The 14,562-nt window shown below is 34.0% G+C and carries 11 protein-coding genes; 6 read left to right on the top strand and 5 right to left on the bottom strand.

Translation table 11 applies throughout. The annotated features are described in order from the left end of the window. Positions 1 to 49: 49 nt before the first annotated feature. From ACL_RS03340 to ACL_RS03335, 3 genes are read right to left on the bottom strand one after another with little or no spacing between them, the layout of a single operon-like run. Positions 50 to 562, bottom strand: a complete 513-nt coding sequence (locus ACL_RS03340; RefSeq protein ID WP_012242617.1) for a glutathione peroxidase — start codon at positions 560 to 562, stop codon at positions 50 to 52. A gap of 58 nt (positions 563 to 620) precedes the next feature. After that, positions 621 to 785 (bottom strand): hypothetical protein, encoded by a 165-nt coding sequence (locus ACL_RS07465; RefSeq protein WP_012242616.1) that lies wholly within the window; start codon positions 783 to 785, stop codon positions 621 to 623. A gap of 6 nt (positions 786 to 791) precedes the next feature. Then, on the bottom strand, positions 792 to 2,030 hold the full coding sequence (locus ACL_RS03335; RefSeq protein ID WP_012242615.1) for an ABC transporter ATP-binding protein: 1,239 nt from the start codon (positions 2,028 to 2,030) through the stop codon (positions 792 to 794). 329 nt (positions 2,031 to 2,359) lie between these two features. Here ACL_RS03335 and ACL_RS03330 point away from each other — a divergent pair, with 329 nt between their 5' ends. Continuing rightward, positions 2,360 to 3,922, top strand: coding sequence for an alpha-amylase family glycosyl hydrolase (locus tag ACL_RS03330; RefSeq protein WP_012242614.1), 1,563 nt, complete (start codon positions 2,360 to 2,362; stop codon positions 3,920 to 3,922). A gap of 53 nt (positions 3,923 to 3,975) precedes the next feature. On the opposite strand, the gene ACL_RS03325 is transcribed toward ACL_RS03330, so the two are convergent. Then, positions 3,976 to 4,332: a hypothetical protein gene (locus tag ACL_RS03325; RefSeq protein WP_012242613.1), complete on the bottom strand. Its 357-nt coding sequence runs from the start codon at positions 4,330 to 4,332 to the stop codon at positions 3,976 to 3,978. Continuing rightward, positions 4,332 to 7,271, bottom strand: a complete 2,940-nt coding sequence (pulA, locus tag ACL_RS03320; protein ID WP_049751947.1) for a type I pullulanase — start codon at positions 7,269 to 7,271, stop codon at positions 4,332 to 4,334. Before pulA ends, ACL_RS03325 begins: the two co-directional genes overlap by 1 nt. Positions 7,272 to 7,597: 326 nt before the next feature. On the opposite strand from pulA, the gene ACL_RS03315 reads away from it, so the two are divergent. From ACL_RS03315 to ACL_RS07245, 5 genes are all read left to right on the top strand, one after another. Continuing rightward, positions 7,598 to 8,077 (top strand): RDD family protein, encoded by a 480-nt coding sequence (locus tag ACL_RS03315; protein ID WP_012242611.1) that lies wholly within the window; start codon positions 7,598 to 7,600, stop codon positions 8,075 to 8,077. A 23-nt stretch (positions 8,078 to 8,100) separates the two neighbouring features. Beyond that, positions 8,101 to 8,892 carry a DUF1189 domain-containing protein gene (locus ACL_RS03310; RefSeq protein ID WP_158298325.1) on the top strand — a complete coding sequence of 264 codons (792 nt, stop codon included), beginning with the start codon at positions 8,101 to 8,103 and terminating at the stop codon, positions 8,890 to 8,892. Positions 8,893 to 9,127: 235 nt separating this feature from the next. Then, a complete protein-coding gene (locus ACL_RS03305; RefSeq protein ID WP_012242609.1) occupies positions 9,128 to 10,636 on the top strand; it encodes a hypothetical protein in 1,509 nt (502 codons plus the stop codon). An 11-nt stretch (positions 10,637 to 10,647) separates the two neighbouring features. Further along, complete coding sequence (locus tag ACL_RS03300) at positions 10,648 to 12,000, top strand: sugar ABC transporter substrate-binding protein (protein ID WP_012242608.1); 1,353 nt, start codon at positions 10,648 to 10,650, stop codon at positions 11,998 to 12,000. A 99-nt stretch (positions 12,001 to 12,099) separates the two neighbouring features. Next, on the top strand, positions 12,100 to 14,559 hold the full coding sequence (locus tag ACL_RS07245) for a carbohydrate ABC transporter permease (protein WP_012242607.1): 2,460 nt from the start codon (positions 12,100 to 12,102) through the stop codon (positions 14,557 to 14,559). Positions 14,560 to 14,562: the final 3 nt, after the last annotated feature.

Below are 14,562 nucleotides of genomic sequence, written 5' to 3'. Positions count from 1 at the left end.
TCAAAAATAGCCCTGAAAGTCAATGATTATCATAATCTACACACAGTTATTACAGTGTTTTTTGTAGATAAGGTAGTAACTCTTCAGGCGTAACTTTCGGTGAAAAACGGTACAATATCTCACCTTCTTTACTAATTAAAAATTTAGTAAAATTCCAACTAATTTTATCTTTTGGTTTACCTGAGGGTACTAATGCATCATGTGATACGACAACTTCTTCAGGACCGTTATCTTTTAAGTATTTATAAAGTGGATGTGCATTTTTAGAATTCACTTTCACTTTATCAAATAGTGTAAATGTTGTTCCGAAATTAATTTGACAGAATTCATTGATTTTTTTGATGGAACCCGGTGCTTGTGCTAAAAATTGGTTACATGGAAAATCAAGGATTTCAAAACCCTTATCTTTATAGTTGTCATAGATTTCTTGCAAACCTTCATATTGTTTTGTATAACCACATTTTGTAGCAGTATTTACAATCAATAAGACTTTACCTTGATATTTTGACATCATTTCTTTAGAACCGTCTGCTCTTGTAACTTCAATATCATATAAACTCATCGCACTTCTCCTCTTTATTTATTTTATTGTTGGTAAAAAAACAGAAGAAACCTTCTTGCTAGATTTCTTCTGTATTTATAGTTTTCTTTAATCTTTTACGATTATATTTTTTCTTAGATTCAACAATTGTCATCTTATATTTGAGTTTGTTTTCAATAAAATATTTATCTCTAACTTTTAAATCTCGCCTATCAATAACAATTTTTTGATCTTTAGTTTTCATCTGAACTTATTTTTTAGATGCTTTTTCTTCTGATACTGGTTTGATTTCTTCAACAACTTCATCTTTTTTAGTTGTTGGTAAGTCATGACCCGCAGCTTTAGCAGCTTCAACAGCTAATCTAGCATGTGTTTTCACGTTTGGATCAAGTTCTAGTCTTAACTCAGTTTCAGGATCAAAGAAATGAATTTTGTTTAAGTCAAATGCTACTTGAATCTTATCACCAATACTAATGTTGGTTCTAGCGTCAACTTTAGCGATGACATTTGATCCATTAATATCCATGTAGATGTTTGTTTCAGCACCTAGTAACTCAGCAACGTCAACTTCAACATCTAATACACCGTTTGGATGTGCTTTCATAACTAATTCATCATCATGAATATCTTCAGCACGGATACCTAAAACGATTGGTTTTCCGATATATTTATTTTGAGTAACTATTTCTAGTTTATCATTAGGTAATTGAATTCTGAATTTACCAGCTTCAAATACACCTTTTTCATTTACTTTACCGTTAATGAAGTTCATTGGAGGTGTTCCAATGAAGCCAGCTACGAAAATGCTTGATGGTCTGTCATAAATTTCTTTAGGTGACCCTACTTGCATGATATAACCTTTGTTCATAACGACGATTCTTGATGCCATTGTCATAGCTTCAATTTGGTCGTGGGTAACATAAATAGTTGTTGTATCTAATTGCTTGTGAAGTTTAATTAACTCCCCACGCATTTGAACACGTAACTTCGCGTCTAAGTTTGATAGAGGCTCATCCATCAAGAATACTTTAGCATCACGTACGATTGAACGTCCTAATGCCACACGTTGTCTTTGTCCACCTGATAGAGCTTTCGGTTTTCTATCTAAATAAGGTAGTAAACCTAAAATTTCCGCTGCCGCATGTACTTTTTCTTTGATGATAGCTTTAGGAACTTTACGCAGTTTTAAACCAAATGCGATATTATCATACACAGTCATGTGTGGATATAACGCGTAACTTTGGAAAACCATTGCGATATCTCTGTCTTTTGGAGCAGTATCGTTCTTGTATTCTTCATCAATGTATAACTCGCCTGAACTAATGTCCTCAAGGCCCGCGATCATACGGAGGGTTGTGGATTTACCGCATCCACTCGGTCCGACAAATACAATAAATTCTTTATCTTCGATTTTCAAGTTAAAGTCAAAAACTGCTTGAACACCGTTGGGATAGATTTTATTGATGTCTTTTAAATGTAATGTTGCCATGTTTTCCCCCTAGGAATTATATTTTGATTTAATGTAGATAGATGCAAGATTTCTATCATGGTTATTGTAACATAGTTAAGTACTTAATTGCAAACGTTTTCAAGTTTTAAAGTCTGTTAGTTTTTTTACAAATGTGAAAATTGTATTTTGTGGGATACTTATTATACTAAATGTTTTACTTATTTATGTAGTTTTTTGTTGTTATTTATCAAAAGTAAACCGTTTACATAGTAATGATTCATTCGTTATTATATATATATATTCACTTTTGTGATAGATTTAAAGTAACAACTATATTTGAAAAAATGTATTGAAAAGGATAAGTAATTATGAAAAAAATATTGAGTCTATTTACTTTATTAGCGATGGTAGGCCTACTCATTGCTTGTACACCAAGTAATGGTGAAGGTGATAACAAAGTTGATTTAAGAGCAGAAAACCCAAGAAATGATATCTATTATGAGATATTTATACGTTCTTTTGCGGATAGTGATGGCGATGGTATTGGTGACTTTAATGGTGTAACACAAAATCTTGATTATTTAGAAGATTTAGGTGTTACTGCAATTTGGATGATGCCATTTAATGAAACTGATCTAGATTTTGGTTCACATCATGGATACCGAATTACAGACTATTATGACGTCAATACTGAGTATGGCACGATGGATGACTTAGAAAACCTTATAAGTGAGGCAAAAACACGCAAAATGCGCGTTATGATGGACTTGGTCATAAATCATACCTCTGATACACACCCTTGGTTTGTAGATGCTCAAGATAACGCATCCACATCTCCTTATAGAGATTGGTATATTTGGCAAACTCCTTCTACTGCTTTTGAATCATTTGCGGGTGGTATGAAAGATTTAAATCTTCAAAATGAAGAAGTTGTAGAAGAAGTTAAAAACATTATTACATTTTGGCAAGATAAAGGTATTACTGGATTTAGATTTGATGCAGCTAAACACTTGTTTATTGGTGATCCGGGCACAAATCCTGCTGTTATGGCATCTAAAACACATGAGTTCTTAAGAAGCTTACAAACACATGCAAGACAAAATGATCCGGGTGTTTTATTCTTAGGTGAAGTATTTGATTATGAATACAGTGCAGTACAAAATTACTATATCGGTCTAGATTCATTATTTGATTTCTATGTAGCAAATGAAATTTGGGGTAAAGTAGGTCATGGTACAGACTCTAGACTCTTTGTATCTAATATTGAACGTGCATTCAATACCTATAGACCATATAATGCAAATTATGCACCTGGAATATTTATTAGTAATCACGATTTAGATCGTATTGCATCATTCGGTCAATTTAGCGGTCCAATGGGATTAGAAAAATTAAAATTAGCAGCAAGTGTAACATTAACACTACCTGGTTCACCTCACATTTATTACGGTGAAGAATTAGGTATGACAGGTACAAGATACGAAGGTATAGATGTTGGACAAGGTACAGTTTATGATCAATATAGAAGAGCACCATTTATTTGGGGTGATGCATCTAAAACTACTACTTGGTTAAACCCTTATAATGGAAGTAATAGTGCGCCTAGTGTTGCTACACAACTTGAAAACCCAAACTCCTTATTAAACCACTATAAAGCACTAGCGAACTTAAGAAAAGATAATCCGGGATTAATGTATGGTAACTTCTTAAAAGCTTGGAATGAAAATACCTCTTCTCTACAAGGCTATGTAAGACACTATGAATTTGAAGGTGAAGGACAAACAGTACTAGTGATACATAATATGACTTCTACTACTAAAACAGTTGATGTTGACTACGTAAAACTACTTTATGGCAACTTAGAGTTACCTGCATATGGTACAATAGTATTAGAGATAGATTCAGCTAAAATAAACGATTATATTTCATAATAAAACAACCCTTTCCTTAATTGGAGAGGGTTGATTTATTTATCTCTATGAATTTAGTTTAAATTATCTCCAATATAGGTTAAACCCGGGTTAATTTTAGAATCATTTACCTTATACGTGATAATACCTAATGCTTCAGTAGCATCTTTAGCATACACTTTAAAATAGAGTGTATATATTTTTGTACCAAAATCTTCTTTATAGTGTGAATAAGTTAAGTTCACTGCAGATGTAACAAGCTCCATTAACTCTTCACTAGTTTGGTATTCTACTTTAATTTTTAAATCTGCTTCTAAGATATTTGATGTTAAGTTTATATTTTCTATATCTACGGTTGCACTACTTGAACTATCACATGCAACTAAGAGTAAAGATAATAAGATACTTACAGCTAAAAGTACTTTTTTCATTATGATAATCCTCCTAATACGTTTGTAAACATTCCACCTGAAACATTGGCTACGTAGTATAAGTTAGATTGATTACCTAAGAAGTCTGTAATCGATACAGTCACTACTTTAAATCCTGGAATGGATGTATCAATTGCTGTTGCATATGCAGTTGCACCTGCTGGTACATTCACATTACTTAAGCCATCAAATGCTTCATTTAATGCTACAGTTACCACTTCAGATTTTAATGTTGGTAGATCTGTTGATTTTACCTCAACAAATATTGAAGTTGTATTTTGTGTTAATACATCAAACTTACCACTTCTTGTAACCAAACCTTTAGATACATCATATAAACCTTGACTACCAGCTCTTGAAGTGACCATCATATAGGTTTTACCATCATTTAATGTCACTGAGGTACCTGTTACACGTCCAGCATGAATAATTAAAAGTTTTGGTTGATTACCAACGCCATCAATTGTGTATGCTAGTGATTTATCAGTATGATCTTGTGAGGTTTGAACAAAATTAAATCTTGCATTAATTTCTGTCATATTATCCATACGTAAACCTTGATAAGTTTTACGAATATGAATCAGTGCTTTATGATATTCAAATACATCATTATATTCTAGTTTGCGGTCCCATCTTAATTGGTTCACACTATCAGGAGATTCGTATGAGTTATGATCATACCCTCCATTTTGAAGTGGTTTCGATCTTAAGAATTCTGTACCTGCATGAAGGAATGGTATACCCATTGAGGTTAATACTATCGCGTTAGATTGTACTTGAGCGTGTTTTACTTCATTAATTGGAACACCTGATGATCTTAATTTATCATGTAACGTTAAGTTATCATGTGCTTCACCATAAACGATATTTTGAAGCGGTGAGTTTGTAAATTGCTCTGTAGCACCCATAATACCTTTACGTAAGTCTTGCATCTTATTAAAGTCCATAGCACCTTGAACAAATCCACCTTCAGCACCGTCTGGTGTACCTTTTAATGCATTTCTATACAAGTCATTAAATGCACCAACACCACTATCCATTTTACGTACTTGAGTACGGTCCCAACCATTGGTATTTGTCATACCAGCAGCGATATCGCCATCAATTAAGGTGTCACCACCTGCCCAAGGTTCACCATATAAAATAATGGTTGGATCAATTTTATTTAAAGCTTCTCTAATTGCATTCATTGTTTCAATATCGTGTAGTGACATCAGGTCAAATCTAAAGCCAGATAGTTTATATTCTTCAGCTAAAAATACTGTAGAGTCTACCATGAATTTACGCACCATACTACGTTCCGAAGCCGTTTCATTACCTGTACCAGAACCATTTTGGAACCCACCATTAGCGTTTAATCTATGGAAATAACCTGGAACAATTTTATGGAAGTTTGAACCTTCAGATTCACCGGTATGGTTATAGACAACGTCCATAATTACTCGGATATCTTTTTGGTGAAATGCTTGAACAGCTTGTTTGAATTCATAAATTCTAACATTACCATCAAATGGATTGGTAGAGTAAGATCCTTCTAATGTATTAAAGTGATACGGCATATAACCCCAGTTAAACACATTTTCAGTATTAGGGTTTTTAAATACTTCTACTTCATCAATATAACCAAAATCAAAGATAGGTAGTAAATGTACTGCATTCACGCCTAACTCTTCAATGTGATCAAGCCCTGTAGTAACGGTTGTACCATTTGCTGAATACGTTGTACCAGATTCTGCTAAACCTAAAAACTTACCACGGCTTGATTCTGTACCATTCCAAGAACTATGTGTTGTTAAGTCTCTCACATGTAATTCCCAAATGATGTAATCAGTAAATGTTTGAATTGTATTGGGTCTTGTTGAAAAATCCCAATATAAAGGATCTGTTGAATCAAAGTCAACAACCATACTTCTTAGTCCATTTGCACCTGTTGAGTAACTATATGGATCTGTTACCTCATTTGTAACATTATTATTAGTGACATCAAATGTATAATACTTAGATGCAAAATCACCTGATAATTTAACTTCCCATACACCATTTTCAATCGGTGTCATCTCATGTGTTGATACCGGGTTAGCCTCTTCTGATGCCTGCCCTAAGCGGTTATATTGAGGATGTCCTTGATTATAGATATTAACTGAAACAGCTTGCGATACTGGTGCCCATAATCTAAAGGTTGTTTCAGCTTTTGTATATATAGCACCTAACTCTCCGTCATAGGTAAAGGCATTTTCAAATTCAGGTGTGTCATATAGATTTTGAAGTGAGACTGTTTTTCTTGCTGTTGAATCAGCAAAAGTCACTTCTAAATCATATGTTTTTGTCAAGTCAATATTTAGATCTGTAATTGTTTGTCTAAGACCTGTAGTAAAATTACCTGATTTAACTTGAACATCATTTTCATATACTTTATAACTTGTTGCAGGATGCGTTAAGTCTACAACGATATTTCTTTGTGCATTAAATGCTACAAATAAGATATTTGGTCTGTAATCTGGTATATTATTTGCTAAATCTGCATTACTTAAACCAATACGTGTATCTGCTTGGACAAAGTAAGCATGGATTTTACCATTAATTAACTCGGCATCACTAAGTTTAAAGAATCTATCTCCACCTGGTTCTCTGTAACCATCCCAAGCACCTTGTTTAATGATAATGCCCCATTTAGTGGTTTCATTATAGCCTTCTGCTTCTAAATCCACTTCATAATAAGCACCATGTTCATCTACATTTGTATTAGTAAAGTTAAATTGTTTACCACCTAAACCAGTAGGCTCATTTTGCCATAACCACATGTTATAGCCTGTGTAATTGCCATCATACCTAAAATAATGAACGACTAATGTATTTGGTCTTTCACTAGCATAAGTAATTGATAAAGCTAATACACTTGTTAACATAACTGTTAATAAAAATAATATTATTTTTTTCAATTTCCCAACCCTCCTAGGATTTAAATATATCATAGATTTATGTCTTTCATTGTATTCAATGATAGCGTTTGCATAAGAAACCGTTTGCACAATATCACTATTCAATATAGGTTTTCTGGTAGTAGCCAAATTTTAGTAAGTCTTTGATTTTGTACTTTTACACATAAAAATTTAAAACTTAACGTTATGGTATCGTTTACATAATGTAATCGCTTACAAATTGTAATATAATGTTTCTTAGTTTATTACGGTCCAATATGATTGGGATCTAAATAAAATACCGTGTTATAATAAAACACATAAAATGAAAGCAGAGGGATATCAACATGGTACCTAGATTCGAAAAAAGAGTACGTGCATTTGCAGCAGACATTTCAGGTTTAATTATTATATTTATACTAACAGCCTTTGGATTAGCTAATATAGACGATAGTATCAGACCATACATTCAAGCATCCATACTTATCTTGACATTCTTTTTCCTTATTATATTTCCACAATTGACAAAAGCTGGACAGACTTTTGGTAAAAGACTTCAAAAGATCAAAGTGGTTAATATGGATGGAAGCAATCCTTCCAAATTAAAACTGATTAGTAGAGAAGTTTTCAAATACTTCTTTTCAATTGCAACATTTGGTCTCTACTCAGTAATCGCCTTTTTCGCACTTTCAGAAAAACATGTGTCTAGAACAATTCATGATTATGTGTTCAAGACCAAAGTCATTGATTTAGACACTTCACCGCAAAATGTTCGCATGAACGAAACATTACAAACAAAAACGATGAAAGAAACGAGATTAAAATAATGTTTTTGGTTAAATATTTTAAAATGGGTTTTCAATTTCCAAAATTAATTGAAAACAGTAGAAAAGTTCATGCACTCAAAGTCTTTATATACTTTATTCTATTAACATTTATTGCCAACTTTCCACTAACCTGGTTAACCTTTGAAGAACAGGGTTCTAAAATTAATTTTATTGAACATAACCTTACAGAGACTACACCTAATTGGTCTTCACTTCCTTCAATTACCATTACATCTGGCGGTATAGACAGCAATGCATTAAATGGTTCAAGTTATGCGCATGAAAATTTCATCTACTATTTTGGTTATGATGAATCCATTGAATCTGTAACCAATAAAAACATAGTCATCTTCTACGCTGATTATATACAATATATAGACATTAACAAAAATACAACTAGTTCACCGAATTACAAAGGATTTGAAACACCTATCATGTTAAGTCAGTTAAATATTTCTACAGGAGATGAACGCATTAGAGATTATCAGCTTTTTGGTGAATCCATTGAAAAATCATTTAGTGATCAAATCATTTTGTTTACAGTCATTAGAAACCAGTCCGTTCAGTTTTTAGCAACACTTATTTATATCATTGTATTATCAGGTATTATTCAACTCTTTAGATTCGGATTCCAAAACTTCTTAAGTTACTTAGAAGGTCTAAACTTCATCGTCTTAGCTTCTACACTGCCAAGTGTGTTAGCCTTGATATTTGGACTTATTCTTCCAGGATTTGCACCTGTTGTATTCAACCTAGTTCTTGGATTAATCGTCATGTTAGTCTTCTTAGTATTTTCAAGAAAAAACTTTTCTTAATCACTTAGTCAAGCATTTAACCATCCATTATTCAAATGGGTGGTTTTTTTTATGCAAATTAAAAAATACATGAAAATTGGAATTATACCTAATTTTTACTTTTATAATGATAGCGTTTGCAAATAAGAAACCGTTTGCACACGTACCGCATATGTAAACGCTTTACAAAATTATAAATAAATATGATATACTTGTGTTGTAAGATGATACAAACAATACTTTTTAGGAGGGTAAAATGAAAAAGATTATCTTATCTTTATTAGTTTTTGCTACCATACTAGTTGCTTTACCGCATCTTTATGCTGCGGAAGAGGAAACTGGAACTCTAGTCGTTCACTTTAAAAATTGGAGTGAAAATTACGACTTGTTAGGTACGCATACTTGGGGTGGCATAGATCCACATGGCATCCATGACGGCGTCGATGATTTTGGCGCGACATTTATTTATGAAGGTTTACCTGTGGTTGCATCTTCAAGCACAGAAACTTATGGATGGATTGCAGTTGAAAGACCAAATGGTTTAGCTGGGGATCCAAACTGGGGAAATAAATTTACTGGGGACATATCAATTAAAAAATCAGTTGTAAAAGCAAATGAAACTGTACACGTTTATATTGTACAAGGATCAGGTAATACTACTACTGAAGATCCGAGATATTTCGTTGCTGACAATACAAAATATAATATGTTCTTACTATACTTTGATCCATCAGGATCTTACGAAGATAATCTAGGTGTTCACAACTGGGGTGGTTGGTCACAAGAAGCTACAGGTTGGAACGAACCACTAAAAATCTTCTCAACAGCTGGTAATACAGCTACTGGTATGGCTGTTAAAGCTTCAATGTTAACTGCTGCTCCAACAGAAGATGATGAAGTTCCAGGTGCTGGATTACTGATTTACTTCGGTGAAGGCGATGGTTCTAAGAAAACTGGGGATGTTACTTTACAATTATCTTTAGGTGAAGGTACTCATGAACCAGGTGCAGTCGGTTTTGCATTCGTTTACTCTAATGGTAATGGTGTAACAACTAATACTAACTTATTCTACGGTAATGAAAATTTTGCTGATTTTGCATTCAATGCATTCTCATTCAGATTATTACCTTACACTGTAGACGCTACTTCTGGCGCTGCTAGCGGTACATATGCTGTTAGATCTAACCAAGTTATCGTTAAAACTTCTGCTCAATTAGCTAATCCGCTAAAAGATGAAGACTCTGAATTAACTGAAGCTCAAGCTTTAGCATTAGTTAAAGGTTGGTTCTCAGTTAAAGAATTGACTGGTGAAGATACTTATGGTCCTGCATTAACTGTTGACCGTGTTGACTTTGCTACTGGTAATGATACAATTGCTGACTTCGTTGTCGTTTTAGCAGACGGTTCAGAACTAGATATTACTAAAGATTATGTATTATTCTTTGATAATGGTACTGAAGAAGCATCTATCGAATTAGATTTAGATAGAAATGCACCTGTTATTACTTTCCCACTTTTAGGTGAAGATAAAGTGATCGAAGTTGAATGGGGTAAACCATTTAACCTAGCTGACTTCCCACTATACGATGCAGTGGATGACAGAGATGGCGATTTAACTAGAGCAGTATTCGTTCCAAAAGGCGAAAACTCTAAATTAGATACACGTACAGTTGGTGATTATGTAATTATGCTACAAGTTTCCGACGCATGGGGTAACGTAACTCAAGAAACATTTACTTTCAGAGTCGTTAAACCTGAGGCTTAAGGAGGATAGACATGAAAAAAACATTTACTTCAATCTTAATGATTATGTTCGTCTTATTTGTGGTGGCATGTACACCAAAAGCAAAAAATGACGGTGCAGAATACGATTTCTCTGAAATCTATAAAGAAAAACAAACAATTACTGTTTGGATAGACGACCAAAATGGTGAATATATGCAAGCAGTTATCGCTGAATTCAACAAAACTGATGCTGGTAAAGACATTATTGTTCAACACCAACATATGGGTACAGTTGATGCGCGTGAAAGACTAAAAACTTTCGGTTTAACTGGTAATGGAGCGGACATTTTCCAATTCCCTCATGACCACTTAGCATCAGCGATCTTAGAAGATTTAGTTTATGCATTACCATCTTCAGTAGCAACTCGTGTTGCTGAACGTGCGCATCCACTAGGTATGGATATTGCTACATTACTATATGATGAATCCACTGGTGTATTTGGTCCAGGTGCTAACGCTCAAGAAAACGTTTATGCAGTACCAATGTCACTAGAGGCTATTGGACTATACTACAATAAAGATTTAGTATCTACACCTGCTGCTACTATGGAAGAATTATTAGCTGCTGCTGCTACTTGGAATGCTGCATTAGCAAGTGATGGTTCTGGTCAAACAAATGCTCAAAAAGGTTGGTACTATTTAGGTACTTCTTCTCACTGGGCTGACTCATACTTCATGCAAACATTCTACTCTGCATTAGGCTTCCAACCGTTTGGTGAAAACCTAGATGATCCAAGTGCTGTAGGATTTGCAGATGCAGTTGCTGCATTAACTTGGTTCCGTGATAAATTAAAACCTGCTACAACTGGTAACAACAACCACAACTCAGTGGGTGCTGGTGCTAACTTCGTAGCTGGTAACATCCCTTACATTATTGCTGGTCCATGGAATATTGAAGAATATGCTGGTACAGAAGGTCTAAACTTCGGTATCGCTCCATTACCATCAGTAGGTGGCGTACAAGGTGCTCCATTTGCAGGTGCTCAAATGGCTGCAATTTACAAGTATTCTAATAATAAAGAAGCTGCAACAGCATTCTTAGAATTCCTAATGAGCGATAAAGCTATGGAATTACAATTAAAGATGAAAAATAAATTACCTGCTTTAAAGCCTGAACTATTACCAAATATCGATGGTTTCAGTACAGATCCTTATCTACCTGCAATTTCATTACAGTTAGAAAGTGCAATTCCAATGCCTACAATCCCTGCAGTTCAATACTACTGGGGTCCAGGTGAATCAATGATTATATCTGTTTGGAACAACCCTGCTACAGTGATTTCTGAAGCTGTGGTTGCAGCTGAAAATGCATACCGTGCACAAGCTGGTCTAGGCGGTCAATAATTAGTTTTCGCAACAAGTATATTTAAGAAAGAATGAGTAGGCGATAGGTTTTCCTATCGCCTCCATTCAATTATAGTCACAATAAAGAGGTGTTACATAATGAAGGCATGGAGTATAATAAAATCTATACTATCGGGGCTAATATGGGGTATAGGTCAAGTCTTTAATAGACAATATTTAAAAGCACTATTTTTCTTCATTTTCTTTGCTATTTTCGTAACATTAGAGCTCGCAACTTCTAATTATTTTTATGAAGAAACCACAGAAAATGAAATAGCACTTAATAAGATTGCCGGGGAGTCATTTGGTGAATGGTTTGAGAAATCCTTATTCCAATTCTATGATGGCCAAATCTTACAAAGTTCTTCTAACAGAATCGCTTCCTTTGAAGCTTTTTTAGATGAAATTGGTGTTGAAGAAAAACCAAACGGGGGATATTATGGTGGTGCTACTGGATCACAAAATCCAACCGCCAAACTATTTACTGAAGAACGTTTCATAGAATTCCTCGCAAGAGATTTAAAAGAGGCATCCTATTTACGATATACCGAGTTCGGTACAACGAATGAAACAAGAGCTGAAGACTTTGATTCAGCAAATGCTAAACGTTTAATTACATTAGAAAATAGCAACATGTATTGGGATGAAGTGAATCATAAGTTCTACTTACCTATTTCAAGTCAAGCTGTTGCAGGTCAACAAATAACTGAGTACTTTGAAACTCATGTGTTTAACCGTATGGATAATCCATCGATTATCACAAGTGTACAGGGTTTAACACCTTTTAGAAAAACCGGTAAACTATTTAAAGATACTGATACAAATGAGTATTATGTTGAAGTTTTCATAAATACAGACCAACAAAGATTCTTATTACTGTCTAATGACACATTTAGCTTAAAAGAATCTGGTGCTGGTTTCTCACCAACTGCTGTTACTAATATCTTAGGACCAGTTTATGAGTTAAACGGTACACTTTATGAATATTATGAACCAGGATTGATTCATAATACAGTGCGTGCACAATACAAACAAACGCCTTTTTCAACATTATTTAGACGTGCAGTTGTCCAAGTACACACTATTAACCCTACACAATCTCAAGATTTTGTTAAATTAATGGTTCGTGTTTATATGGATCTACATCCTGATTTCAAAGCACAGTACATGAAAGATTTCAATAATTTCTTCTATGATCGTGCAGGTATGTTTGTTAAAGGTTATTGGGAAGTCCTAACACTTGGTCAAACTGAACAAGTTAGATTAAATGGTCATTTAGCATTAGAACATGCAATGATTGGATTACCTGGTGAGTCTTCAAATTCAAACCTAAGAAGCGTTAATATTAATTTTGAAGGTCAAGTGAATATACGTGGTCATATTTCAACATTACTATTACTTGATGGTTTAATTATGGTCATTTTATCCCTATTCTTCTTTATCTTTGGTATATGGTCAGCACTTGATACATACAAGGTGTCTGAACAACGAAGAAAAGAAAAGGAAATACTAGATACAAAATCATACTTTAAGTCAGTTTGGGATAATGGTTTTGAATATATCATTTTATCACCTGCAATGTTTGTATTAGCATTTATTTCTATTATGCCAATTGCATTCGGCTTTGTATTAGCCTTTACATCCATTGGTGGTAATGGTTCTATGGATAAATTATTCGATTGGGTTGGATTTACAAACTTTATTACAGTATTTGACCCTAACTCAAGCATTGGTCAAGGTTTTGGTAATGCTTTCTGGCGTGTTCTTACATGGACACTTATTTGGGCAGTATTTTCAACAGTAACTGTTTTCTTTGGTGGTTTCTTCCAAGCACTTATTTTAAATGCAGAATCTGTAGTCTTTAGAAAACTATGGAGAACTATTTTAATTCTTCCATGGGCGATTCCTGCATTACTATCTCAAATGGTATTTAGTGTCATGTTTAATGAAACAGGATTTATTAACCAATTACTGATGCAACTTGGTATATACGATATTTTTATTGATTGGGGTATACTAGGTCAAGCTTATAATCAAGTGAGTGGTTTCGCTAAGTATTTCTGGTTAGGCCATGAAAATATTCAGTGGTTTACAAATGAAAATAATCCAAACTTTGTTAAGACTGTAATTATCGTTCTTAATATTTGGTTAGGGTTCCCTTACTTTATGGCTTTAATGACAGGTATTATGACTGCTATAGATAAATCACTTTATGAAGCAGCTGATATTGATGGTGCAACCGGATTCCAAAAACTAAGATCTATTACAATGCCACTTGTCCTATATTCAACAGCGCCCATTCTAATCATGACATTCTCTGGGAACTTTAATAATTTCGGTGTCATCTACTTTATCACAGGTGGTGGACCAGGTAACTTAAATGATGTCAATAGTGGATTTGCAGGACAGACTGACATCCTGATTTCATGGATGTACAGATTGACAACTGATCATCAAATTTATAACTTAGCTTCGGTCTTTTCTGTACTCATCTTCATATTCGTAGGTAGTTTGACAGCTTGGAACTTATCTAGAACCAAAGCATTCCAGGAGGATTAATAT

This window comes from Acholeplasma laidlawii PG-8A, from assembly GCF_000018785.1.
Lineage (GTDB): Bacteria > Bacillota_I > Bacilli_A > Acholeplasmatales > Acholeplasmataceae > Acholeplasma > Acholeplasma laidlawii.
The sequence above is the reverse complement of the archived record's forward strand: the minus strand, read 5'-3'. Positions and strand labels throughout refer to the sequence as shown.

Bases quoted from the DNA above. Each gene is read 5' to 3' on its own strand.
- ACL_RS03340 (WP_012242617.1), bottom strand. From the start codon at position 562: ATGAGTTTATATGATATTGAAGTTACAAGAGCAGACGGTTCTAAAGAA.
- ACL_RS03335 (WP_012242615.1), bottom strand. From the start codon at position 2,030: ATGGCAACATTACATTTAAAAGACATCAATAAAATCTATCCCAACGGT.
- ACL_RS03300 (WP_012242608.1), top strand. From the start codon at position 10,648: ATGAAAAAAACATTTACTTCAATCTTAATGATTATGTTCGTCTTATTT.
- ACL_RS03310 (WP_158298325.1), top strand. From the start codon at position 8,101: ATGGGTTTTCAATTTCCAAAATTAATTGAAAACAGTAGAAAAGTTCAT.
- ACL_RS07245 (WP_012242607.1), top strand. From the start codon at position 12,100: ATGAAGGCATGGAGTATAATAAAATCTATACTATCGGGGCTAATATGG.
- ACL_RS03305 (WP_012242609.1), top strand. From the start codon at position 9,128: ATGAAAAAGATTATCTTATCTTTATTAGTTTTTGCTACCATACTAGTT.
- ACL_RS03330 (WP_012242614.1), top strand. From the start codon at position 2,360: ATGAAAAAAATATTGAGTCTATTTACTTTATTAGCGATGGTAGGCCTA.
- ACL_RS03315 (WP_012242611.1), top strand. From the start codon at position 7,598: ATGGTACCTAGATTCGAAAAAAGAGTACGTGCATTTGCAGCAGACATT.
- ACL_RS07465 (WP_012242616.1), bottom strand. From the start codon at position 785: ATGAAAACTAAAGATCAAAAAATTGTTATTGATAGGCGAGATTTAAAA.
- ACL_RS03325 (WP_012242613.1), bottom strand. From the start codon at position 4,332: ATGAAAAAAGTACTTTTAGCTGTAAGTATCTTATTATCTTTACTCTTA.